This window comes from Leclercia sp. AS011 (assembly GCF_037152535.1).
Lineage (GTDB): Bacteria > Pseudomonadota > Gammaproteobacteria > Enterobacterales > Enterobacteriaceae > Enterobacter.
The window spans coordinates 168,328-191,098 of the sequence record NZ_JBBCMA010000005.1; the positions used below are offsets into that span (position 1 = coordinate 168,328).

Consider the following 22,771-nt stretch of genomic DNA (forward strand, 5'->3'; position numbering starts at 1 on the left):
CCTGCGTTACGTGCGTTCGCAGATAAAAAAACGGGCATCAGATGCCCGTTTAATGATTTCTGCTTAACGTTCCGCTTCCGGCAGTTCGTTCAGGTGGTAGGTGACGCGCTCCGACAGGCCGCGAATATCCCCCCCGGTGATGTAGTAGCTGTCGTCCTTCTGGTTCGGGTTACTGACCGCATACCCCAGCATCCTGTTGATCAGCGTCGCCATCTGGAAATGGTTAAGCGGGACCTGTGGGCTGATAGCGCTCATCGCATACGCCGGATCGTTACTGAAGTAGAGGAACGGCACCTGGGCAATCGGCATCTCGACAATCGAGTGGCCGAACAGCCCGCCATCACCGACGCGTTCGCCGTGATCCGAGGTAATAAACACCAGCACCGGCAGTTTAGATTTCGCCATCGCGGTACGGATCGCCGAGGCCAGCTCTTTGTCGTACAGACGCACGGCATCATCGTACTCATTTTTCTTCTGCGCCACGTCGTCACTCAGGCGTGGGGTAGAGAATTTGGCGAAGCCCTGCGGGATATTGCGCTCATAAGGGATATGCGGCGCGCGGCTGTTCAGCACCATCAGGAAAGGTTTGTTCCAGTCCAGCTTCGCCTGCTCAACGGAAGGAGTCAGCACCACGTCTGCACCCACATCCGGTGCCGGGCGGATCTGCGTATCTTCCCACAGGTCGATATCATGGATGCCAATCCAGTTGCTCAACCCTTCCAGGCCCTGAGCAGAGATAAACGCCGTCTGGTAGCCCTGCTTTTTGGCATTGGTAAAGATGTTGGTCGACTTCGACTTATAGGCGGCGTAGTTGTCCGGTTCGCGCAGGTTGTTGACCAGCATCGGGATCGCCACACGGGTCGAAACTGCGTTCGAGACGATCAGGCGGCCGGTTCCCTGATACTGCTGCATCAGCGCTTTCAGTTCCGGCGTGGTGTCGCGTTCGTAACCCAGGGCGCTGACATGATGCGGGTTGAGGCTTTCGCCAATCGCCAGGATGATGGAGTATTTCCCGGCGTGGCTGCCCTCCACCGGTGTGACCTTATAGGGCTCATAGTGCGTAACGCTCTGGTTTTCGCCAGAAAGGGCTTCCGGGATCAGGCGAATGGCGCTGTAGCTCATGGCCGACAGACCATTGCGCAGTAAAGAGTGGCGCAGGTCCGGGTTGAATTTATACATCTGCCCGTCGATAGCTTTATAGAACTGACCGGCAAACATCACCACGATAGCCAGCAGGCACGGCATCGCCACCCATTTATGCCACTGCGGCGCCAGACGACGGGTAAAGACCAGCGCAAAGATCACCGCAACGGCCATGATGGCAAAGTAGATCCCAAGCGATCCCAGACTGTCCGTGATGCCGCTGGCGATATCTTTGGTTTCAACAAAAGCCAGCCAGACTTCACTCGGGCCATAAAACTGGCCGTAGAACTGGTAATAGACCGCTTCCGATATCTGCACGATAAAGGTGATGGCCAGCAGCAGACGGGTCAGGAAATAGCGGGCGCTGATGGCCGCCAGCACGGAAATGATCAGATACAGCGACATGTCGCTGGATTTCGGCTGATAAACATGGTCTTTCAGCAGGATGATGATTTCACACAGGGAAAACAGCACCAGGAAAACCAGTGTGAGTATCACGGTACGCAGAATATTACGGCGCGGCGTGAGTGACGATTGTGAGGATGTTTTAAACATGAACGGACTCAAGGTTACTTAAAACTTTTTAGTCAGCGGGCGAATGGCTTTACCGAAACCAAAACGCAGTGCACGAACCAGGGTTGGGCGTTTATGCAGTCCTTTACGCCAGATATCCTCAAACAGGCTTAACCAACGTGCGGCGACCGCTTCGCGGGAGTAAACCTGCAGACGTTTGTCGCCCTGCGCGCGCATCTGGCGATACAGGTCCGGATTGTTTTTCAGCCGCATAATGGCATCGAAGGCTTCGTCCGGGGTTTTGGCGATCAGGTAGTCGAACTCGCTTTCGCGGATTGCGCGGTACGAAGGCTCGTCATCGCAGATCATTACCGTTTTACCCAGCCAGTTGTTAATCAGCTTGCTGGCAGGTTTGCGGGCCAGTTTGTGGTCGTGCGATTTGCGGAAGCTGATGCAGACGTCCACGTCCTGATAGTTGGTCCAGTTATCGAAGGAGATACGCAGATCAATGCCCTGTTCGGCAAGGCGCTTCTTAAAAGCCTCGCTGCGGAACGCTTCCGGGAAGCTGTCCACGCGGCCAAAAAAGGCCACGGTTTTAACGGTTTCATCGGTACGCTCACGCGGTTTTACCCCCGGCTGCGGCCAGTAGGGAACAAAAACGCCGTTGCTACGGTTATCGGCTTCCGGGTTCTGATCCACAACCACGTCAGCGCCAATCACCGGTGGGCGGTCGGCACGGGCGACAACGGTCACGCCACGCCAGGGTTTGACGCGCGAGCCAAAATCATCGTTATGCATCAGGTTGATGGCATCCGGGCGACACTCCGATCCAAACGAGCACTCGATGTCGTCACCGTAATAGTGTTTCAGCGCGAGGGTGGTCTGGAAGGTCCAGCCGCCGCGTCCGCCGCAGTAGAAACGCTCCGGGATGGTATCCGGATTGACGCGGTTATCCAGCAGCGTCTGGAAGTCTGCATAGTTCTTGGCGATGAAATCAGCGCGGGAGACCGCGTGTAATTTAAGTTTGCTCATAATGTTCGTTAGCCGATGATTTTTTTAAGGCGGAAGTAACGACGTCCCAGACGCCAGCGCTGGCGCAAACCCCTCGCGTTTTGCCAGATCATCGACCAGATGCCGCGATCGAACAGTTCCTGGGTGATTTCGCGTTTTTTCGCGCTGTCTTCAATATTGTTAATGCTGTGCAGGATCCCTAATCCCTCTTTGGCAATTTGCCACCGGCAGGCCGGAACACGCTTTACCTGTTCTGGATAGCGTTTATTGATGGCATCCAGCATTTCGAGGATTTTCATATAGTGGCGCGAAGAGCGCATCCGCGTGTCGTCGGTGCCAGGCGTGTGCGATACCGACGCGGAGTGGATCAGGTAGTCATAATAGACTTCGTCAATATACTGCACGCGTTTGGCCGTCAGCAGCACTTCTGTGGTCCAGGGAATATCCTGATGACGCAGGCCGTGTTCAAAGGTAAAACCCTGCGCTTTAATAAAGGCGTGGCGGTAGATATTCAACCAGGTGACATGCAGGAATTTGCGCGAGGCCAGGGCCATCTGCAGCCATTCAGGGCCATCGAGCACGCCTGTTGAGGCCAGCTTGTCGGACGGGAAAATCTTTTTCGACGGGCGGCCGTCGTCATAAATATAGGTGCCGTTACAGGTCGCCACATCCAGCTGACCCGCGAAGGCGATATCCAGCAGGCGCGGGTACATGCCAGGGTAAATAACGTCATCAATATCCGGGAAGGCAACGTATTCGCCGGTCGCCACAGCAAGACCGGTATTGCGTGCGGCCGATACGCCACCATTTGGCTGATCGATTATCCTGAAATGGCTAAATTCGTCGGCATAGCGGGCAATAATTTCAGCGGAGCCATCCGTTGAGCCGTCATTAACAATAATGAGTTCCAGGCTCGATAAATTCTGCTGTTTAATGCTGTCAAAAAAAGCGCTCAGGAATTTTTCGCCGTTAAAAACGGCAACGATGAGGCTTAATTGAGGCGTTTCAGACATGCTTTCTCCGTAAAAATACGCAGCAATAAAAAGGGTATAACGAGGCCATTTGCTGGCAATTCGACAGCCGACAGGCTAAAGCGTTCCGCGCCAGGGTGATTATTCCGCTGGCGCGTCAGAGCGATCAGGACGTTTGCTTTTCAGTGTTTCCAGGGCGCAGAGCGCACATGCCAACCAGCAGGCCGGTCAGTAACATATACTGCTCAAGATAGTGATCTTTGAGGTTGTGATCGACCATGGTTCGGCAGAAGAACCCGATGGTAAAGAGCAGCAGGAACATTCCCACCATCATTTTGCCGCGGCGGAACTCCCGCCAGCCGATATACCAGCAGCCCACCAGCAGGATCAGCCAGCCCGCAATGCCAATCACACCGTTCTGAATACCGAATTCAATCAGACCGTAATGGCTATGAGGAATGTTAATACGGTTATCCTGGGTATCCCGACGGAGGACATAGCGGAAGGCCTCTTTTTTGGCCCCTACGCCCGCTGGGTGCTCGGCAATCAGGTTCCAGCCCTGATGGAAGAAGCTGGCCCGACAGCCGTTGGAATGATTCATGGGGACACCCAGGCTGTTAACGGGTACCGCTCCGTCTGTTTTGTTGTAGCAAAAGCTTGTGAAGGGGGCATTCCAGCCCGCGATGGCATCGCTTTCAAGGTTTTGCCAGCGTGGGTCGGTTTTCCATGAGGCGTAACCGAGTAGCGCAGAAGCAACAACAAGACCTACCAGAATGCCACCAGTGACGATGACTCTGCTACGTCGCATGCTGTGCAGGCTCAGCAGAATGAAAGTAGAGAACAGACTGCCGACCAGACCGATGGTGCCCCAGCGGGTGTCCACCAGCGCGGTACACAGCAGATTACTTATTAGCATCACCGCCAGCACGGGGGTGTTCAGGCGCAGGAAGCGTTGATGCAGCAGACCGCGCGCCAGTAATTCAGCCAGGATAAAGCCGGTAATCATGTTGACCTGGAAGCTCATGCGGGTGCGGTTATAGACGATCCGCGTTTCACCCCAGTGAATATAACCGTCGCGCCAGTATAACCAGACTGAATCCAGCAAATGTACGCAGACCACGCCCCAGAAGAAGAGGATCACCAGGGTAAAGAAGCGGGCGGCAGTCATTGAAGGGAATGTTCTCTGGATCGCCGGTAATAATACCAGGCCAGCACAGAACAGTAATACCGGGCGTAACCACTGGCCACTCCAGGCAGAAACCATCTCTTTTATGTCGGGGGCAACAAAAAAACCATTAATCACAATAAAGAAAGTTAACGCCCATATCACAATAAGAACGAACTTAATTTTGCTTAAATCCAGCCTTTGTCTGGTTGTTACTCCACTAAAAAACAGGCCAAGTGCCACGGCGACAATAGGATAAATCAATCCATTGCGGTGAAAGGGCAGCTGATCGTTGGGAATAGGCCAGATAAAACATAAAGCCAGTACAGCAAGGACTAACAGGCCTGTCAGAATGTTACGAGTATTTGTCATATATTTTGGGCTGGTTAAAGATTTTTCGGCTCTTGACCGGCTGGTTAACAACGCTGTGAGCGATCTCCACGGTTTTTCCGTGGGAAATAAAAAGCCAGAGAAAACTATCACAAATGCCAGACCTACAGAAGGACAATGTTTGTAAGCAAGAATAATCCGTTACGGGGATTCAGGCGCCAGGCTTTATGTATTACCCGGGCGGTAACGGTTATAATTTGTTGTTATGGCAAGTCATTGCACAATAAACAGGAAAAGTATGCATATTGTTCACACTGAAGCAGACGGTGGTAAGGGAGGACAGCCCTTACGCATCATTAATGAGTCCTTAGGGATGATTCAACGCGGCCATCAGGTGACCATACTTTGTCCGGAAAGCGCACCGCTACATAGCCTGGCACGCGATGCCGGGTTAAGGGTGGTGACTATGCCGCTTCGGCGTAAAAACCTGAGTAACCTGCAACTGCTACGCCGCTGGCTGAAAGAGAACCGCCCGTCCATTGATGTCATCAACAGCCATAATTCTGCCGATACCTGGCTGGTGGCGCTGGCTAATCTTACCCTGTCGGATCCGGTTCCGCTGGTGCGTACCCGTCATGCCTCCGGCGTTCCGCGTAATAACTGGACTACCCGCTGGCTGTTTCGCAAAGCCTGCGCCCATATCGTCACCACCGGAGAAGCGCTGCGTCAGCAGATGGCGGATATCGGCGTGCCGATGGCGCAGAGCACCTCCGTACCGAGCGGCGTGGATACCCTGCGTTTTCACCCGGCGGATAAACAGGCCGCCCGTGAGCACTGCGACCTGTCGCAGGCCGATTTCTGGCTGGGCGTGGTGTCGCACCTGCGGCCTAACAAGGGCCATAGCGTGCTGCTGCGCGCCCTGGCTACCATTGATAATCCACACATCAGGCTGGCGATCGTCGGTGAAGGCCCACATAAAGCGACGCTGGAGCAGGAGATTATCGACCTGGGATTGCAGCAGCGGGTGGTGATGGCGGGACACCGCAGCGATCCGGAGCGCTGGTTCCCGGCCTTTGATGTCGCGCTCAGCCCGTCGCACGATATGGAAGGTGTTCCGCAGGGCGTGCTACAGTCGCTGGCCTCACGAATTGCGACTATCGCCACCGACGCGGGCGGCACGGCAGATGCGGTGATTAATGGCCAGACCGGGATCCTGATAGCGCAGCGCGACGAAACGGCGCTGCGCGAGGCGATTATGCAGTTATACAGCGATGACGCGCTACGCGAAAAGCTGGCGCAGCAGGGGTACGATTATCTGTGCAGCCATTTCACCCGTGAGTGCATGCTGGAGGCGATGGAAAAGGTCTTTTCCACCGCGGCTCAGCGCAGCAGGTCGCGGTAGAGCGTCTGCAGCTCTTTCGCCATCCGTTCCAGGGTATAAGGCTCAGCAGTGGCGCGTGCCGCTGCTGAATAATCCGCTCCCTGTTCGCGACCCTGCAGCCAGAGGCCGATCGCCTGCTGATACCCTTCGGCGTCGAGCGCGTCGCGCACCCAGCCGTTAACGCCCTCTTCAATCCACTCCGCCGCGCCGCAGCCAGGGCTGGTAAGCAGCGGCAGACCGCAGGCCAGCGCTTCGACGCAGACATTCGGGAAGGGATCGTACAGCGTCGGCAGGATCAGCGCGTCGGCGGTGCCGTAGACCTGGCGCACATCCGCAACCGGCCCCAGAAAACGCACCCGGGATGCCACGCCGAGGGTCTGGGCCAGTTTTTCGAATTTGCGCGCGTGTTTATCGCGACCGGCGACCAGCAGCCAGGCATCCGCATGAGGAACAATGGCGCGCAGCGCCGTCGCTACCCCTTTTCGGCTGAACCCGGAACCGACGTAGGCCAGCACCGGGGCCGCCTGGGGGATCCCCAGCGCATCACGCTGTGAGAGCGAGCGCACTTGCGGGCTGAAGTGGGCGGTATCCACACCGTTGTAGATCACCGTCAGTTTGTCATCCGGCAGGCCAAAACGGCGGGCGATATCATCCCGCACCATCTTCGAGTTACAGATCACTTTACGTAGCGCAGGATGAGTAAACATCTGCGCTTCCGCCTGCAAAATATAGCGATGGTAGCGGCTCAGGGACTGCGCCCAGCGCGCCAGCGGCGACTGGATGCGGTTGTACTGCGCAAGCCAGGTGGCATGTACGCCATCGCCGGCGCGGAAGATGGTCGCCCCCGGAATACGCTCGTGACTCTGCACGATATCGAACTGCGCAAACTGCGCCGCCGCGGCGTGGGCAAAACCCGATTCGCGGTCCAGACGGTTGCGGAAGGCCGGGTTGACCGTCAGGGTTTTCCAGCCGGCGGCGTCCTCCCACTGACGGGCAATCAGCGTCACATCCAGGGCCGTATCCTGCGCCAGCACGTTCAGCGCGCGGGAGACAAAACGCTCCGCGCCGCCGTTGGGGTTATAGGTCTGTCGGACGATAGCCAGCTTCATGCCGGGTTTTCCAGCAGCAGCGTATCAATCGCGCTCAGCACCATTTGCGGGGTGATGGCCGTAATGCAGTCGGAGACGCCGCTGTCGCCGCAGCCCGCTTTACCGCAGGGCTGGCAGGTAAATCCGGCAACGATCACCCGGTAGTTCACCCCCCACGGAGCCCACTTGATCGCCCCGGTCGGGCCGAAGATCGCGACGGTTGGCGTTCCCACCGCGCTGGCGAGGTGCATCGGCATCGAATCGACGCCAAAGTAGACCCGCGCGTGCTTCATCAGCGCACCCAGCTCTTTCAGATTTAGCTGACCGCTTAAGTCAAACACCGGCTGGGTGAGTGCGGCACGCAGCTCATCCATATAAGCGGTCTCTTCTTTGGACGGTGCCGCAGAGAGGATAATCGGCAGGCCGCGGGCCGCCAGGGTATCAATGGTCGCCGCCAGCTTGTTGATATCCCAGGCCTTAAACATCCAGCGCGACGTCGGGTGCACCAGAATGTAGGACTGGCTCGCCAGCCCAAATCCGGCCAGTTTTTCCGCAATCGAGGCTTCTGCCGCATCGCCCGGCACAAACAGGGTATGTTTGTCGGCCTCGGTCTGCGGATGAATGCCGATCCGCCGCAGCGCATCCAGATTCACCTCCACCATATGGCGGCTGTTATCCTGGATCGCCGGATAGAGGGTGGTGAAGGATTTCACCCAGCGACGACGTGCCAGCCCGCTGCGTTTATCGGGCTTAAAGCCGACGGAAACGCGCGGTTTCAGACGACGCGCCAGACGCGCGCCGTGCCAGTGTTCGGTGAGGTTGATCAGCACGTCATACTGACGCGCCTTCAGGGTCGTGAGCAGCGCGCGGTACAGGCGGAACTGTGCGAACCAGCCTTTTTTGCGCCAGTTGCGGCCGATGGTATGTACTTGATCGATATACGGATGGCTGGTGAGCATCGCCTGGGTGTCGTCATACACCAGGGCATCTACTTCCACATCGGGGTAGTTCTTTTTCAACACCGTAAACACCGGCGAGGTCAGCAGGACGTCACCGTGGTGACGCAGCTTAACGATCAGCACGCGCTTCGGTGGGCGCTCCGCTGAGAAAAAATCAGACATAGGCTCTCTCTGCTGCCAGCAACGGCTCTAATTGCGCAAAAACCGCAGCGGCGGAAAGGTCGCTCAACTGCGATGAATGTTCCGGGCGGCAGATATATTGATTTTTGCCGTAGCCGCCAATCAGACCCGGATCCGTCGGGCCGTAAAGCGTAATATTAGGACGATCCAGCGCCGCCGTCAGGTGGCTGAGGCCGGTATCCACCGACACCACCGCCGCTGCCCCCGCCAGCTGCTGCGCCACGCCGTCCAGCTTCATCCGGGGCAGCACGTCCACATAATCAAAGCCTTCCGCCAGCCGCTTCGCCCGGGCCTCTTCGTGCGGGGCTCCCCACGGGAGCCTGATGCGCAGACCCGTACCGCTCAGCAGGCCGATCAGGTCGCGCCAGTGGGCTTCCGGCCAGTGCTTATCATCCCGGGTGGTGGCGTGCAGGAAGATGAGGTAAGGCGCGCCTGTGTGCTCCGCATCGTGCAGGAAGTGCCGGGAGATCGCGTAATCCCCCTGCCTGGCAGGTTTTGCATAACCCAGGCTTTTGGCGAACAGCTCCCGGGTGCGTTCCACCGCGTGTTGCTGCCTGGCGATCGCGTGGCGGCGGTTGTAGAACAGGCTCGCCAGCGGCTCGCGAGCGCTGTGCCAGTCCATGCCGTGCTTCACGCCGTGCGCCAGTCGGGTGACCAGCGCCGCGCTTTTGACCAGCCCCTGGGCGTCGATGATCGCATCGTAACGCTGGGCCTGGACCGCGTCGCGGAAGGCCTGACGCTCAGCCTTAATAGGGGCGGAGAACCAGGCTTTGCGCCAGCGACGGATCGCCACCGGGATCGTCCGGTCTACGGCTTCGTGCCAGGTTGGGATCTGCGCGAAGCCCTCTTCCACGACCCAGTCAAAACGGATACCCGGGATCGCCTGCATGGCGTCGGTGAGCGAGGGCAGGGTGTGCAGCACGTCGCCCATCGAGGAGGTTTTAACGATCAATACCCGCATCCGTTATCCTTCTTCGCTCAACAGCAGTTCGTTAAGCTCGTCGAGGACACGCTGCGGGGTAATGTCGATCAGGCTCTGGTGATAGCCTTCGGCGGCGTCACCCTTACGCACTTTGTGGTAGCCGGTGATGAGGCGGATCACCCGCGCTTTATGCGAGAGCGGCGGAGTAAAGTCCGGGCTACTCGGGCCGTACAGCGCCACCAGCGGGCGGTTCAGCGCCGCGGCAACGTGCATCAGGCCGGAGTCGTTAGTGACCACGGCTTTACAGGCGGCCAGCAGGATCACAGCCTGCTCCAGCTGGGTTTCCCCGGCCAGATTGCGGCACCAGGCCTGCTGCTCGATGCTCAGCGCGGCGAGAATTTCATTCCCCGCTTCATGATCTTTCGCCGAGCCGAACAGCACAATCTGATAGCCTTCGTCGATCAGCTGCTTCGCCAGTTCAGCATAGTGATAGTGCGGCCAGCGTTTCGCCGGGCCGAACTCCGCGCCGGGGCAGAAGCCAATCAGCGGACGATCGGGCAACAGGCCAAAGGCGTTGCAGGTCTGGGATTTTTCTCCCTCGTTAACCTGCAGCTGCGGCCACAGCAGCGGCTGGGGGAGATCCTTCGCGCTGCGCATCACGCCTTTGTCGTAGGCCAGCGCCACGTAACGCTCCACCATCAGCGGCCAGGCTTCTTTATCCAGGATCCGGGCGTCGTTCAGCAGGCCGTAGCGCATCTCTCCACGCCAGCCGGTACGGTGCGGGATGCCCGCAAAGAAAGGCACCAGGGCAGATTTAAAGGAGTTTGGCAGCACCCAGGCGCGGTCATAGCGCTTGTCGCGCAGGTTATGGCCGAGCTTGCGGCGTTCGGCAAGCTCCAGCGCCCCGTGGCCGAGCGGCATCGGGATCGCTTCATTGACTTCCGGCATCCGCGATAACAGCGGACGGCACCACGCGGGTGCCATCACGTCGATTATCGCCTGGGGATAGCGCGCCTTGAGCGTGCGATAGAGACTTTGCGACATCATCATGTCGCCCACCCATGACGGGCCGATCACCAGTATCTTCATGCTTATTTCTTACGCGTTGCGATTCAGCCAGGCCATATATTCCGTTACCCCTTCGGCAACGGTCTTGAACGGCTTGTCATAGCCAGCGGCGCGCAGGTTGGTCAGATCCGCCTGGGTAAATGCCTGGTAGCGGCCTTTCAGCTTGTCCGGGAACGGGATGTACTCAATGCTGCCTTTCTTGTGATACGCCAGCGTTGCGTCAGCCACGGCCTGGAAAGATTCCGCGCGGCCGGTGCCCAGGTTGAAGATCCCGGAGACGCCATTTTCCCAGAACCACAGGTTCACCGCCGCCACGTCGCCCACGTAGACGAAGTCGCGCTTGAAGCCATCACTGCCTTCGAACAGTTTCGGGGTTTCGCCATTGTTCAGCTGGGTATTGAGGTGGAATGCCACGCTCGCCATGCTGCCTTTGTGGCCTTCGCGCGGTCCGTACACGTTGAAGTAGCGGAAGCCAACGATCTGCGAGTTCGCTTCTGGCAGCACCTGGCGCACGTATTCGTCGAACAGGAACTTGGAGTAGCCGTAGACGTTCAGCGGCTGCTCGTATTCACGGGATTCAATAAAGTCCGAGGTGCGTCCACCGTAGGTCGCCGCAGAAGAGGCATACAGGAACGGGATTTCACGCTCCAGGCAGTAGTGCAGGATCTCTTTAGAGTACTGATAGTTGTTATCCATCATGTACTTGCCGTCCCACTCGGTGGTGGAAGAGCAGGCACCCTCATGGAAGATAGCCTCGATCTCACCGAACTCTTCACCCGCCATAATCTGGATAAGGAAATCTTCTTTATCCATGTAGTCGGCAATGTTCAGATCCACCAGGTTAACAAACTTGGTGCCGTCTTTCAGGTTGTCCACCACCAGGATGTCGGTGATGCCTTTGTCATTGAGGGCCTTAATAATATTGCTGCCGATAAAGCCCGCGCCGCCGGTAACGATGATCATAGCTGTAACCTTTGAAGTGTGGAGTCCGGGGACAATCCCGGACGCTAATAGTCATATCATATCATTAGTATGACTCCCCATCAGCCATTCACCGACATCGCGCAGGGGTACACGTGATTTATGCTGCAAAAACGAGAACAGTTAATGCGTCATCTCGTATCAACGTATAGCTTTGGGTAATATGTGCCGAAATTTGCCGAGTCTGGAGAATTGCAATGCGTGGTGATTTTTACAAACAGTTAAACAGTGACCTGGAAACCGCGCGAGCGGAAGGGTTGTTCAAAGAAGAGCGAATCATTACCTCCGCTCAACAGGCGGATATCACCGTTGCCGACGGCAGCCACGTGATCAACTTCTGCGCCAACAACTATTTAGGTCTTGCGAATCACCCTGAGCTGATCGCTGCCGCAAAGGCAGGCATGGACACCCACGGTTTTGGCATGGCCTCCGTGCGTTTCATCTGCGGCACCCAGGACAGCCACAAGGCGCTGGAGAGCAAGCTAGCCGCCTTCCTCGGCATGGAAGATGCGATTCTGTACTCTTCCTGTTTCGACGCCAACGGCGGTCTGTTTGAGACCCTGCTTGGGGCGGAAGATGCCATTATTTCCGATGCCCTGAACCACGCGTCGATCATCGACGGCGTGCGCCTGTGTAAAGCGAAGCGTTTCCGCTACGCCAACAACGACATGGTTGAGCTGGAAGCGCGTCTGAAAGAGGCCCGCGAGGGCGGGGCGCGCCATGTGCTGATCGCCACCGACGGCGTGTTCTCCATGGACGGCGTGATCGCCAACCTGAAGGGCGTCTGCGACCTGGCGGACAAATACGATGCGCTGGTGATGGTCGATGACTCTCACGCGGTCGGCTTTGTCGGCGAAAACGGCCGTGGTTCCCACGAATACTGCGACGTGATGGGCCGCGTGGACATTATCACCGGTACCCTGGGCAAAGCGCTCGGCGGCGCGTCCGGCGGCTATACCGCCGCGCGTAAAGAGGTGGTGGAGTGGCTGCGTCAGCGTTCTCGTCCGTACCTGTTCTCCAACTCCCTGGCCCCGGCCATTGTTTCCGCCTCCATCAAGGTGCTGGAGATGGTGGAGTCCGGTGCCGAACTGCGTGACCGTCTGTGGGCTAACGCTCGCCTGTTCCGGGAAAAAATGACCGCGGCGGGCTTTACCCTGGCCGGTGCCGATCACGCCATTATCCCGGTGATGCTGGGCGATGCCGTGGTGGCGCAGAACTTTGCCCGCGAGCTGCAAAAAGAGGGGATTTACGTCACCGGTTTCTTCTTCCCGGTGGTGCCAAAAGGTCAGGCGCGTATTCGCACCCAGATGTCGGCGGCGCATTCCCCTGAACAAATTGAGCGTGCGGTGGAAGCCTTTACCCGCATCGGCAAACAACTGGGCGTGATTGCCTGAGGACGCGTAATGAAAGCATTATCCAAACTGAAAGCAGAAGAAGGCATCTGGATGACCGACGTTCCGGAGCCGGAAGTCGGTCATAACGATCTGCTGATCAAAATTCGGAAAACCGCCATCTGCGGTACCGATGTGCATATCTACAACTGGGACCAGTGGTCGCAGAAGACCATTCCGGTGCCGATGGTGGTCGGTCACGAATATGTCGGCGAAGTGGTGGGCATTGGTCAGGAAGTGAAAGGCTTTAAAATTGGCGACCGCGTCTCCGGCGAAGGCCACATCACCTGCGGCCACTGCCGTAACTGCCGCGGCGGGCGCACGCATCTGTGCCGCAACACCGTCGGCGTGGGCGTCAATCGCCCGGGCTGCTTCGCAGAATATCTGGTGATCCCGGCGTTCAACGCCTTCAAAATCCCGGACAACATCTCTGACGATCTGGCCTCTATCTTCGACCCGTTCGGCAACGCGGTGCACACGGCCCTGTCCTTCGACCTGGTGGGCGAAGACGTGCTGGTCTCCGGCGCAGGCCCGATCGGTATCATGGCGGCAGCGGTAGCCAAACACGTAGGTGCCCGCAACGTGGTGATCACCGACGTCAACGAATACCGTCTGTCGCTGGCGCGTAAGATGGGCGTGACCCGTGCGGTGGATGTCTCGAAAGAGAACCTGAACGACGTGATGGAAGAGCTGGGGATGACCGAAGGCTTTGACGTCGGCCTGGAGATGTCCGGTGCGCCACCGGCATTCCGCACCATGCTCGACACCATGAACCACGGCGGCCGTATTGCGATGCTGGGTATTCCGCCATCAGATATGTCCATCGACTGGAACAAGGTCATCTTCAAGGGGCTGTTTATCAAGGGCATTTATGGCCGCGAGATGTTCGAAACCTGGTACAAGATGGCCGCGCTGATTCAGTCCGGTCTGGATCTGTCGCCCATCATCACTCATCGCTTCTCCATCGATGAGTTCCAGCAGGGCTTTGACGCGATGCGTTCGGGCCAGTCAGGGAAAGTGATCCTGAGCTGGAACTAAAAAAGAGCGCCTGCGGGCGCTTTTTTTCACGCAGGCCTCACGTTTTTCAGTCCACTTGTGGATAATTACCAGGTTTCCTTCGCTTTTTTCAGCCTGCGCTTATAGAGTTTGGGGAAGTTTACTCAACTTTACAGCGCCTATGTTCAAGCTCACCGTTTGTTTATTGACCTGTAACTCAGCACGACTGCTGCGTGAAGTCCTGCCTCCCTTGATCGTGGTTGCCGATGAGATCATCGTCCTCGACTCGGGCAGCCACGACGCCACGTTGGCGATTTGCCAGGAATATGGCATCACGCCCCATCACCAGCCCTATACCATGCATGGCGTGCAGATGAACCACGCTATCGAGCTGGCGAGCAATGACTGGGTGCTGTGCATGGACAGCGATGAAATTCTGGATGCCGAAACCGTCGATTTTATTCTGCGCCTGAAGGCGGGTGAGGAACCTCATCCGCAGCAGGCATGGCGCATCGCCCGCTACTGGCATGTGCTGGGGGAAGAGGTGCGGACGATTTATCCCATCTCCTCGCCCGATTTTCCGGTACGGCTCTTTAACCGTACTCAGGCGCGGTTTAATCAGCGCCCGGTGGACGACAAAGTGGAAGGGGCGATCCAGTCGGTTAAAATCCCGGGCCGCGTGCGCCATGACACCTTCTATTCACTGCACGAGGTCTTCAACAAGCTGAACAGCTACACCAGCCGTCTGGTGAAGTACCAGACCGTACGCCCTTCGATTGCGCGCGGCGTGATCAGCGCCATCGGCGCGTTCTTCAAGTGGTATCTGTTCAGCGGCGCGTGGCGCCAGGGGAGAGTGGGAGTAGTGACCGGTCTCTATGCCACCTTTTACAGCTTCCTGAAATACTTCAAAGCCTGGTATCAACACCAGGAACAAAAAGAGTCTGCGGACAAAAAGCACGCAGACTCTCACGTCATTGAATAAGCGATCCCGCCTTACGGCGGGGTTTAGCTTTTCTTACCCCAACCCTGCCACTGCAGCTGGACGTATTTCACCAGCGTACTCTGGCTGATGCTCTCCCCAATCACCGAGAAGTAGCGGGTCACATAGACCGGCTCTGGCGGTTGCTTAGGCGCACAGAGCGTCACGCCGCGGAACGGGTTACGCGGTTTTGCGCCCGGCGCCGTTCCGGCGGGTGGCGGGCTGGCCGGGCGGGAGGTGTCCACCTGGGGCTCATTGAGCAGGCTGCTCGCCGGCACCAGGGTGATATCCCCGGGCAGGGTCGGCAGCATCTGCTGTAACACGCGAACGGTGGACGGATGCGGGTGACCAATGGCGATAGCCCAACCCGATCGGCGGGCTACCTGCACGGCGCGGTTAAACTGGAAGCGGATGTCGGCTTCGTTTTGCGTGTCATCGAGGAACACTTTGCGCTTAATCACCTTCACTCCGGTGCCCTGCGCGGCGCGCATCGCCTGGCTGTTGCCGATGGTCATGCTGTCGAGGAAGTAGAGGTTGTAGCGCGCCAGGGACTGCATCACCTTCTGCATGCCAAACAGGCTGGAGGTCATGGCGCTGCCCATATGGTTATTCAGCCCCACGGCGTAAGGTACTTTGCCATACGCCTCGCGGATGATGCGCTCGATCTCCTCGCTGCTCATCTCCGGGCGAAGGGTATCTTTTTCCAGCGGCTGTTTACTGAGCGGGGCCATCGGCAGATGGATCAACACTTCGTGCCCGCTGTTATGGGCTTTGGTGGCCATCTCATGAGCGTGAGGCGCGTTCGGCAGCACGGCGACGGAGATGGCGGATGGCATTGCCAGCACCTGATTTTCTGTGTGAGGACGATAACCGAAGTCATCAATGACAATAGCGAGTTTACCTGCGTAAACCGGCATCGCCAGCGCCAGTGCGCTGACGAAGGGGAGAACCATACGACGAAATTGAAGCAAAACTTATCTTCCCAACCACGGCTGTGGATTGACCGCCTGACCCTGGCGACGAATTTCGAAATAGAGTGACGGGCGGCCCTGACCGCCACTGCTGCCCACGAGGGCGATAGCCTGACCAGCACGCACCTGGGTGCCGACGCTGACCAGGGCGCTCTGGTTGTAGCCGTAAAGACTCATGTCGCCTTTCCCGTGCTCAACCACCACCACCAGGCCGTAGCCCTGCAGCCAGTCAGCGAGGATCACCCGGCCATCGGCAATAGCTTTGACTTCGCTACCTTCCGATGCACCGATAACAATCCCCTTCCAACGTAGCTCACCCTGCAGCTGTTCGCCATAGCGATGCAGAATTGAGCCCCGCACCGGCCAGTAAGCCTGGCCGCGCGGCGAGCCCAGACCGCCGGTTCGCGACATTAGCGAGCGTTCGTTTTCGGTTGGCTTGTAGGTGGTGCCTTTGCGGGAGGCTTCCTGCTGCTTGTCGCGAACGACCTGCGCTTCACGGGCCTCTTTCTCGGCACGCGCTTTGGCGGCCGCTTCCGCGCGGGCGATGCTGTTACGCAGTTTTGATTCGTTGGCGCGCATTTCGCTCAGCTGGCTCTGACCTTGCTGAATGGAGGATTCAAGACCGGCGAGGGTTTTCTTACGCTCGTTGCGCGCCTGCTCCAGTTTGGCCTGCTGGGCCTGCTGATCGTAAAGCAGGGTCTGCTGCTGGCTCTGCTTCTCTTCCAGCTCCGCTTTTTGCGTGGTGACCTCTTCCCGCGTCTGCTTCAGCTGGGCGATGGTCTCCTGGCGGGACTGGTTAAGGTAGCCGAAATAGGCCTGCAGGCGCTGACCGCGCTGGCTCTCTTCGCCGCTGAGGATCAGCTGTACGCCGGTGTGTTCACCCTGGCGGAAGGCCGCGTCTAGCTGGGCGGCAAGATTGCGCTCCTGAGCCGCACGCTGAAGCTCAAGTTTGGCGATAGACGCATTCATCTCGTCTATTTGTTTATTCAATACGCTGAGGGTGTTCTGGGTTTCTCGCAGCTTGCGTGCCGCCGCGGAGATCGCCTCTTCCTGCTTTTTGAGCTGCTCAAGCAGGGAAGAGCGTTGCTGCTGTTGCTGGCGTACCGCCCGCTCTTTAGCCGCGATATCGGCCTGAATGGTTTTGAGCTGATCGCGCTCGTCCGCCTGGGCGGATGCCGCGCACAACAATACGCCAGCGCTGAGCACGCTGGCGTAAAGTAAAGGCCTGACTGATAACCGTAACGGCTTCACGACCCATGTGATTGAAACAATCGCCTTTCCCCTCATGGGGAAGGATTATTCCACGATGAACAGCGGCTTGCCAGTCATCTCTTGCGGGATTTCCATCCCCATCAGGGTCAGCATGGTCGGGGCAACGTCTGAAAGCTTACCGCCATCCACTGCTTTAACTGATTTATCACCGACATAAATCATCGGTACCGGCAGGTTGGTATGCGCGGTGTGCGCCTGGCCGGTGGCCGGATCGCGCATCTGCTCGGCGTTGCCGTGGTCGGCGGTGATCAGCATCTGGCCGCCAACGGCTTCCACGGCTTTGGTCACCTGCTCAATGCACCCATCCAGAGCTTCAATCGCTTTGATCGCCGCTTCCATCACCCCGGTATGGCCCACCATGTCGCCGTTCGGGTAGTTACAGATGATGGCGTCGTATTTGCCGCTTTCGATGGCTGCAACCAGCTTTTCGGTCAGTTCGGCAGAGCTCATCTCTGGCTGCAGATCGTAGGTCGCCACTTTCGGGGAGTTGATCAGAATGCGGTCTTCACCTTTGAACGACTCTTCCACGCCGCCGTTAAAGAAGAAGGTGACGTGAGCATATTTCTCGGTTTCGGAGATGCGCAGCTGGGTCTTGTCATGCTTCGCCATCCACTCGCCGAAGGTATTCGCCAGCGATGACGGCGGATAGGCGCACGGTGCTTTGATGTCGGCGGCATATTCGGTCAGCATCACGAAATCACCCAGCTTGACCTCTTTTTTACGGGCAAAGCCGTCGAAGTCCGCGTTGACGAAGGCGCGGGTGATTTCGCGGGCGCGGTCAGCACGGAAGTTCATGAAGATCAGCGCGTCGCCGTCTTCCATCGCGGCATCGGCCTGGCCTTCGGCGCGGATCACGGTCGCTTTTACGAATTCGTCGTTTTCATCGCGGGCGTAAGCGGCTTCCAGAGCAGCAACGGCGCTGTTGGCCTGGAACTCGCCTTTGGCTTCAACCAGCAGATTGTAGGCCTGCTCTACGCGATCCCAACGGTTGTCGCGATCCATGGCGTAGTAGCGGCCAATGATGGAGGCCACGCGGCCTTTGCCGAGGGCGACAAACTTGTCTTCAAAGGCCTGCAGGGAAGATTTAGCGCTGCGCGGCGGGGTGTCGCGGCCATCGAGGAAAGCGTGCAGATAAATTTTGTCTGCCCCTTTTTCCGCGGCCAGCTCGACCATCGCCATGATGTGATCTTCGTGGCTGTGAACGCCACCGGCGGAGAGCAGACCCATAATGTGCACCGCTTTGCCTGCCGCGGCGGCTTTCTCAACCGCGCCAGTCAGCACCGGATTGGCAAAGAAGGTGCGTTCTTTAATTTCAACATCCAGACGGGTCAGGTCCTGATAAACAATGCGTCCCGCGCCAAGGTTGACGTGCCCAACTTCGGAGTTACCCATCTGACGATCGGGCAGACCCACTTCCAGGCCGGACGCATCAATCAGCGTATGAGGACGTTGTGCCCACAGTGCATCCATGACCGGGGTTTTAGCGTTGAAAATGGCGTTATCCTGCTGATCTTCACGATAGCCATAGCCATCCAGAATCATCAGTACCATAGGTTTTTTAGAAACCGACATTGCGACAACCTCTTTGCTCAAAAGACAAAAAATTTGCGTAATTTTACTACAGCTGAATCGATCAAATAGCCGCAGAAGATCAAAGAAACCGCCGGGGTAAGGGCAAGGAGAGGGGAATTTTGGTCTTTTTTTTCGTGGCAGCACGCAGAAAATGGATTAGCTTATTGTCGCTGGCTGTATTTGCCACAACGCACAGGTATACTCCTGTCCTGGTTTTTTATTCACTCAGTCGGGAGTCGTTACCCCCCATGCAAGAAATTATGCAATTTGTCAGCCGCCACCCCATACTTTGTATCGCGTGGATTGGTCTACTGGCAGCCGTACTTTTCACCACGTTCAAAGGCCTCACCTCTAAAGTGAAGGTGATCACCCGCGGCGAAGCCACGCGCCTTATCAATAAAGAAGAGGCAGTGGTAGTCGATCTGCGTCAGCGTGACGATTTCCGTAAAGGCCATATTGCAGGTGCGATTAACCTGCTGCCGACCGAAATCAAAGCCAATAACCTTGGCGAACTGGAAAAGCATAAAGACAAACCCGTTATTGTCGTTGATGGCACCGGTATGCAGGCTCAGGAGCCCGCAAATAACCTCGTCAAAGCAGGCTTTGCAAATGTCACTGTCCTGAAAGACGGCATCTCTGGCTGGAGCGGCGAGAATCTGCCTCTGGTTCGCGGTAAATAAACAGGAGTTGAGTCATGGCCAATATCGAGATCTACACCAAAGCGACCTGCCCGTTCTGCCATCGTGCGAAAGCGCTGCTGGACAGCAAAGGCGTTACCTTCCAGGAACTGCCTATTGATGGCGATGCCGCGAAGCGCGAAGAGATGATTAAACGTAGTGGCCGTACGACGGTTCCGCAGATTTTTATCGATGCGCAGCACATTGGCGGCTGTGATGACTTGTATGCGCTCGATGCGCGTGGTGGACTTGATCCCCTGCTGCGCTAAGGCGTTTTAGGACAATAAAAAAAGGGTATTTCCATGTCAGAACAAAACAACACCGAGATGACTTTCCAGATCCAGCGCATTTATACCAAAGACGTCTCCTACGAAGCTCCAAATGCGCCGCATGTTTTCCAGAAAGACTGGCAGCCAGAGGTTAAACTTGATCTGGATACCGCTTCCACCCAGCTGGCGGAAGATGTGTATGAAGTCGTACTGCGTGTTACCGTAACCGCCTCTCTGGGCGAAGAGACTGCATTCCTGTGCGAAGTACAGCAGGGCGGCATCTTCTCCATCGGCGGCATCGAAGGTAATCAGATGGCGCATTGCCTGGGTGCATACTGCCCGAACATCCTGTTCCCGTATGCCCGTGAATGCATCACCAGCCTGGTTTCCCGCGGTACGTTCCCGCAACTGAACCTTGCGCCGGTGAACTTCGATGCGCTGTTTATGAACTATCTGCAGCAGCAAGCTGGCGAAGGTACTGAACAACATCAGGATGCCTGATGAGTACTGTCAATGCGTCAATGACTGTGATCGGTGCCGGCTCTTACGGCACCGCTCTTGCCATCACCCTGGCAAGAAATGGGCACGAAGTGGTTCTCTGGGGCCACGATCCTAAACATATCGCAACGTTAGAAGCCGATCGCTGCAACGTTGCGTTTCTCCCCGATGTACCTTTCCCTGACTCACTGCATCTTGAAAGCGACCTGGCGTCCGCGCTGGCCGCGAGCCGTAATATTCTGATCGTTGTGCCGAGCCACGTGTTTGGCCAGGTGCTGCGACAGATTAAACCGCTGATGCGTGATGATGCGCGCGTGGTCTGGGCGACCAAAGGGCTGGAAGCCGAGACCGGCCGTCTGCTGCAGGATGTGGCCCGCGAAGCGCTGGGCGATACCATTCCGCTGGCGGTGATCTCCGGCCCAACCTTTGCGAAAGAGCTGGCGGCTGGGCTGCCAACGGCCATTTCGCTGGCCTCGACCGATGAGACCTTCGCCGACGATCTGCAACAGCTTCTGCACTGCGGTAAAAGCTTCCGCGTCTACAGCAACCCCGATTTTATCGGTGTTCAGCTGGGCGGCGCGGTGAAGAACGTTATCGCGATCGGTGCGGGCATGTCTGACGGTATCGGCTTTGGCGCGAACGCGCGTACGGCGCTGATCACCCGCGGGCTGACCGAAATGTCCCGTCTGGGCGCGGCGCTCGGTGCCGATCCGGCCACCTTTATGGGGATGGCAGGCTTAGGCGATCTGGTGCTGACCTGTACCGACAACCAGTCGCGCAACCGTCGTTTTGGCATGATGCTCGGCCAGGGCATGGATGTCATCGGCGCGCAGGAGAAGATCGGTCAGGTGGTGGAAGGCTACCGTAATACCAAAGAAGTCCGCGAGTTGGCACACCGCTTTGGTGTCGAAATGCCAATAACCGAGGAAATTTATCAGGTATTGTATTGCGGAAAAAATGCGCGCGAGGCAGCATTGACCTTATTAGGTCGCGCACGCAAGGACGAGCGTAGCAGCAGTTAACTGCAGGAAAGCGTTATCACCTGAATGACCCGGCCGGCAAAGAACTGGCCGGTCATTACATTACGTCTGGAGTAAGCAATGCCGTGTGAAGAACTGGATATCGTCTGGAACAATATTAAAGCCGAAGCCCGGGCTCTGGCCGACTGTGAGCCAATGCTCGCCAGTTTCTACCATGCGACGCTACTCAAGCACGAAAACCTCGGCAGCGCCCTGAGCTATATGCTCGCCAACAAACTGGCGTCACCGATTATGCCGGCCATCGCCATTCGCGAGGTGGTGGAAGAGGCCTACGCGGCCGACCCTGAGATGATCGCCTCTGCAGCCTATGATATTCAGGCGGTACGCAATCGCGACCCGGCGGTGGATAAATACTCTACGCCGCTGCTCTATCTGAAAGGTTTCCACGCCCTGCAGTCGTACCGCATCGGCCACTGGCTGTGGAACGAAGGCCGCCGCGCGCTGGCAATCTTCCTGCAAAACCAGGTCTCTGTGAGCTTCCAGGTTGATATCCACCCGGCGGCGAAGATTGGCCGCGGGATCATGCTCGACCACGCCACCGGTATTGTGGTGGGTGAAACGGCGGTGATTGAAAACGACGTGTCGATCCTGCAGTCCGTGACCCTCGGCGGGACCGGGAAAACCAGCGGCGATCGCCACCCGAAAATCCGTGAAGGGGTGATGATTGGCGCAGGGGCGAAGATCCTCGGCAACATTGAAGTCGGGCGCGGCGCGAAAATCGGCGCCGGTTCGGTGGTGCTGCAACCTGTGCCGCCACATACCACCGCCGCAGGCGTTCCGGCGCGTATCGTCGGCAGGCCAGACAGCGATAAACCGGCGATGGATATGGATCAGTTCTTTAACGGTCACCATACCTTTGAGTATGGCGACGGGATTTAACCTTTGATAATGGCGCCCGCATACCCCAGCTGGCGCCAGGCTTCATACACCACTACCGACACCGCATTTGACAGGTTCATGCTGCGGCTGTCCGGCATCATCGGAATACGGATTTTTTGTTCGGCAGGCAGGGCATCAAGAATGGTGGCCGGTAGGCCACGCGTTTCCGGGCCAAACAGCAGATAATCGCCTTCCTGATAGCTCACCGCGCTGTGGGCAGGCGTACCTTTGGTGGTCAGGGCAAAAATCCGTTCCGGTTTCTCCGTGTCCATAAACGCGGCCTGATCCTTATGACGTACCACGGCGGTGAATTCGTGATAATCCAGCCCGGCGCGGCGCAGGCGTTTGTCGTCCCACGTAAAGCCCATCGGCTCGATGATATGCAGACGGAAACCGGTATTGGCGCACAGGCGAATAATGTTGCCGGTATTAGGTGGAATTTCTGGTTCGAATAAGACGATGTTAAGCATGCTGCCCCCTTAATTTCGCGGGCAGAATAGCAGAATTTTTCCCTC

General features: G+C 57.4%; 22 protein-coding genes. 9 read left to right on the forward strand and 13 right to left on the reverse strand.

The features are described 5' to 3' along the window. Nucleotides 1-63: 63 nt before the first annotated feature. The 4 genes from WFO70_RS18310 to WFO70_RS18325 form a co-directional block, all read right to left on the reverse strand. Nucleotides 64-1,698, reverse strand: a complete 1,635-nt coding sequence (locus WFO70_RS18310; RefSeq protein ID WP_337018159.1) for a sulfatase-like hydrolase/transferase — start codon at nucleotides 1,696-1,698, stop codon at nucleotides 64-66. A gap of 18 nt (nucleotides 1,699-1,716) precedes the next feature. Then, nucleotides 1,717-2,688: a glycosyltransferase gene (locus WFO70_RS18315; protein WP_337018160.1), complete on the reverse strand. Its 972-nt coding sequence runs from the start codon at nucleotides 2,686-2,688 to the stop codon at nucleotides 1,717-1,719. 8 nt (nucleotides 2,689-2,696) lie between these two features. Beyond that, nucleotides 2,697-3,680 carry a glycosyltransferase gene (locus tag WFO70_RS18320; RefSeq protein WP_337018162.1) on the reverse strand — a complete coding sequence of 328 codons (984 nt, stop codon included), beginning with the start codon at nucleotides 3,678-3,680 and terminating at the stop codon, nucleotides 2,697-2,699. Nucleotides 3,681-3,804: 124 nt separating this feature from the next. Further along, nucleotides 3,805-5,175 carry an O-antigen ligase family protein gene (locus tag WFO70_RS18325; RefSeq protein WP_337018164.1) on the reverse strand — a complete coding sequence of 457 codons (1,371 nt, stop codon included), beginning with the start codon at nucleotides 5,173-5,175 and terminating at the stop codon, nucleotides 3,805-3,807. Nucleotides 5,176-5,431: 256 nt separating this feature from the next. On the opposite strand from WFO70_RS18325, the gene WFO70_RS18330 reads away from it, so the two are divergent. After that, nucleotides 5,432-6,535, forward strand: a complete 1,104-nt coding sequence (locus WFO70_RS18330) for a glycosyltransferase family 4 protein (RefSeq protein ID WP_337018166.1) — start codon at nucleotides 5,432-5,434, stop codon at nucleotides 6,533-6,535. Here WFO70_RS18330 and WFO70_RS18335 read toward each other — a convergent pair. Genes WFO70_RS18335 through rfaD form a run of 5 tightly spaced genes read right to left on the reverse strand, consistent with a single transcriptional unit; the run spans nucleotide 6,514 to nucleotide 11,694 of the window. Beyond that, entirely contained in the window at nucleotides 6,514-7,623 is a 1,110-nt protein-coding gene (locus tag WFO70_RS18335; RefSeq protein WP_337018168.1) for a glycosyltransferase family 4 protein, read from the reverse strand. The two genes, WFO70_RS18330 and WFO70_RS18335, sit on opposite strands and share 22 nt — an antisense overlap. Continuing rightward, entirely contained in the window at nucleotides 7,620-8,723 is a 1,104-nt protein-coding gene (rfaQ, locus tag WFO70_RS18340; RefSeq protein WP_337018170.1) for a putative lipopolysaccharide heptosyltransferase III, read from the reverse strand. The genes WFO70_RS18335 and rfaQ overlap by 4 nt, the downstream gene beginning before the upstream one ends. After that, the gene (rfaC, locus tag WFO70_RS18345; protein WP_337018172.1) at nucleotides 8,716-9,702 is read right to left on the reverse strand and encodes a lipopolysaccharide heptosyltransferase RfaC; all 987 of its coding nucleotides are present in this window, start codon (nucleotides 9,700-9,702) and stop codon (nucleotides 8,716-8,718) included. The genes rfaQ and rfaC overlap by 8 nt, the downstream gene beginning before the upstream one ends. Before the next feature lie 3 nt (nucleotides 9,703-9,705). After that, nucleotides 9,706-10,752 (reverse strand): ADP-heptose--LPS heptosyltransferase RfaF, encoded by a 1,047-nt coding sequence (gene rfaF / locus WFO70_RS18350; RefSeq protein WP_337018174.1) that lies wholly within the window; start codon nucleotides 10,750-10,752, stop codon nucleotides 9,706-9,708. A 9-nt stretch (nucleotides 10,753-10,761) separates the two neighbouring features. After that, the gene (gene rfaD / locus WFO70_RS18355; protein WP_337018176.1) at nucleotides 10,762-11,694 is read right to left on the reverse strand and encodes an ADP-glyceromanno-heptose 6-epimerase; all 933 of its coding nucleotides are present in this window, start codon (nucleotides 11,692-11,694) and stop codon (nucleotides 10,762-10,764) included. Nucleotides 11,695-11,909: 215 nt separating this feature from the next. Between rfaD and kbl the strand changes: the two genes are divergently transcribed. The 3 genes from kbl to WFO70_RS18370 all read left to right on the forward strand — a co-directional run bounded on the left by kbl (nucleotide 11,910) and on the right by WFO70_RS18370 (nucleotide 15,081). After that, nucleotides 11,910-13,106, forward strand: a complete 1,197-nt coding sequence (gene kbl, locus WFO70_RS18360) for a glycine C-acetyltransferase (protein ID WP_337018178.1) — start codon at nucleotides 11,910-11,912, stop codon at nucleotides 13,104-13,106. Nucleotides 13,107-13,115: 9 nt separating this feature from the next. After that, a complete protein-coding gene (gene tdh / locus WFO70_RS18365; protein WP_039030152.1) occupies nucleotides 13,116-14,141 on the forward strand; it encodes an L-threonine 3-dehydrogenase in 1,026 nt (341 codons plus the stop codon). Nucleotides 14,142-14,280: 139 nt separating this feature from the next. After that, complete coding sequence (locus tag WFO70_RS18370) at nucleotides 14,281-15,081, forward strand: glycosyltransferase family 2 protein (protein WP_337018180.1); 801 nt, start codon at nucleotides 14,281-14,283, stop codon at nucleotides 15,079-15,081. 23 nt (nucleotides 15,082-15,104) lie between these two features. On the opposite strand, the gene WFO70_RS18375 is transcribed toward WFO70_RS18370, so the two are convergent. From WFO70_RS18375 to gpmM, 3 genes are read right to left on the reverse strand one after another with little or no spacing between them, the layout of a single operon-like run. Next, on the reverse strand, nucleotides 15,105-16,049 hold the full coding sequence (locus WFO70_RS18375; RefSeq protein WP_337018182.1) for a divergent polysaccharide deacetylase family protein: 945 nt from the start codon (nucleotides 16,047-16,049) through the stop codon (nucleotides 15,105-15,107). A 3-nt stretch (nucleotides 16,050-16,052) separates the two neighbouring features. Beyond that, on the reverse strand, nucleotides 16,053-17,312 hold the full coding sequence (gene envC, locus WFO70_RS18380; RefSeq protein WP_337018292.1) for a murein hydrolase activator EnvC: 1,260 nt from the start codon (nucleotides 17,310-17,312) through the stop codon (nucleotides 16,053-16,055). 33 nt (nucleotides 17,313-17,345) lie between these two features. Then, complete coding sequence (gene gpmM, locus WFO70_RS18385) at nucleotides 17,346-18,893, reverse strand: 2,3-bisphosphoglycerate-independent phosphoglycerate mutase (RefSeq protein WP_337018184.1); 1,548 nt, start codon at nucleotides 18,891-18,893, stop codon at nucleotides 17,346-17,348. Nucleotides 18,894-19,141: 248 nt separating this feature from the next. Here gpmM and WFO70_RS18390 point away from each other — a divergent pair, with 248 nt between their 5' ends. The 5 genes from WFO70_RS18390 to cysE all read left to right on the forward strand — a co-directional run bounded on the left by WFO70_RS18390 (nucleotide 19,142) and on the right by cysE (nucleotide 22,256). Then, nucleotides 19,142-19,573, forward strand: coding sequence for a rhodanese-like domain-containing protein (locus WFO70_RS18390; RefSeq protein ID WP_333852713.1), 432 nt, complete (start codon nucleotides 19,142-19,144; stop codon nucleotides 19,571-19,573). 14 nt (nucleotides 19,574-19,587) lie between these two features. Beyond that, the gene (gene grxC / locus WFO70_RS18395; protein WP_103177738.1) at nucleotides 19,588-19,839 is read left to right on the forward strand and encodes a glutaredoxin 3; all 252 of its coding nucleotides are present in this window, start codon (nucleotides 19,588-19,590) and stop codon (nucleotides 19,837-19,839) included. 33 nt (nucleotides 19,840-19,872) lie between these two features. After that, nucleotides 19,873-20,340, forward strand: a complete 468-nt coding sequence (gene secB, locus WFO70_RS18400) for a protein-export chaperone SecB (RefSeq protein ID WP_032615746.1) — start codon at nucleotides 19,873-19,875, stop codon at nucleotides 20,338-20,340. Continuing rightward, nucleotides 20,340-21,359, forward strand: coding sequence for an NAD(P)H-dependent glycerol-3-phosphate dehydrogenase (gpsA, locus tag WFO70_RS18405; protein WP_337018186.1), 1,020 nt, complete (start codon nucleotides 20,340-20,342; stop codon nucleotides 21,357-21,359). Before secB ends, gpsA begins: the two co-directional genes overlap by 1 nt. 78 nt (nucleotides 21,360-21,437) lie before the next feature. Next, complete coding sequence (gene cysE, locus WFO70_RS18410) at nucleotides 21,438-22,256, forward strand: serine O-acetyltransferase (protein WP_106995462.1); 819 nt, start codon at nucleotides 21,438-21,440, stop codon at nucleotides 22,254-22,256. Here the strand turns inward: cysE and trmL are convergent. Further along, nucleotides 22,253-22,726: a tRNA (uridine(34)/cytosine(34)/5-carboxymethylaminomethyluridine(34)-2'-O)-methyltransferase TrmL gene (trmL, locus tag WFO70_RS18415; protein ID WP_337018188.1), complete on the reverse strand. Its 474-nt coding sequence runs from the start codon at nucleotides 22,724-22,726 to the stop codon at nucleotides 22,253-22,255. The two genes, cysE and trmL, sit on opposite strands and share 4 nt — an antisense overlap. Between the last annotated feature and the right edge of the window lie 45 nt (nucleotides 22,727-22,771).